Raw genomic sequence first — 986 nt, forward strand, 5'->3', positions numbered from 1 at the left:
ATGCGGTTCCATTGCTCGACCAACTGCCAAGCGTGCCCAAGTGGGTGGTCGGAGACCGCGGCTACACCAGTCACGCCTTCCGCGAGCACATCTGGGACATGGGTGCGCGCCCCGCGATCCCGCCTCAGCGCCATGAGACCCTCGTCGCCTGCCCGGACTGGATCTACAACAACCGCAATCAGGTCGAGCGCCTCTGGGCGAGGCTCAAGGAATGGCGTGCCATCGCAACCCGCTACGAGAAAACCGCCGCCAGCTTCATGGGCGTTCTGTCCCTCGCCGCAGCCCTCGACTGGCTCAAGCGATGACACGCCCTAGCCGTTGGCTGGTCAGAGGCATTGCCGCCGGAACGGCCCTGGGTTTTCGCGAAAGCCGCCTCGGCTTCCAGCCGCTCTTTGCTGTGGTTGTCAGCCATATACCGTTCCTTAGTTCGCCTCCTCAGGATCCTCGCGGACCGAAGCCTTTGAGTGGCACGCCGGTCCTGAACCGGTCGTACTTGCGTCCGAGAGCATCAAGATTGGCGCCGACTACGACTAGGGCAGCAGCGCGATCCTTCTCTGTCACAACGCGTGGCAGGCGCTTGCGGAAGTCGACGTCTGACTCCGGATCGCTCATGTCTCACTTAAGGAAGGCGACTGCACTGCCGGCGAGAAGCCCCGCGGCTACGACTATGAGAGGTGCACTCTCTGCGCCCGCAGCGCTGAGAACCTTCACAGTTAACGCTGCTACGATGAAAACGCACAATCCCATCGCGAGCGGCGCGACCTTCATTTCAGATAGCCCTTCGCCTTCAAGTGCCTGCTGCTCGTCTGACCGATTGGCCTATCAGGGAGCTACGGCGTCCTCCTGCTGATCGTCCCCCTTTGAAGTGGTCCGCCCTGAAGTATGGCTTTTGCGCCGACAGAGGACGGAATCGATGGCCCAACGACCCAAGCCCGAGGAGATCGTGAGCAAGCTGCGTCAGGTCGACGTGCTGGTCTCACAAGGAC

1 protein-coding gene is annotated in these 986 nt (G+C 62.0%); it reads left to right on the forward strand.

The genetic code is table 11. The features are described from left to right. The coding region (locus tag MKK84_RS21445; RefSeq protein WP_243923384.1) for a transposase at positions 1-305 on the forward strand (305 nt) is incomplete at its 5' end. Positions 306-986: the final 681 nt, after the last annotated feature.

Source organism: Methylobacterium sp. E-065 (genome assembly GCF_022829605.1).
Lineage (GTDB): Bacteria > Pseudomonadota > Alphaproteobacteria > Rhizobiales > Beijerinckiaceae > Methylobacterium.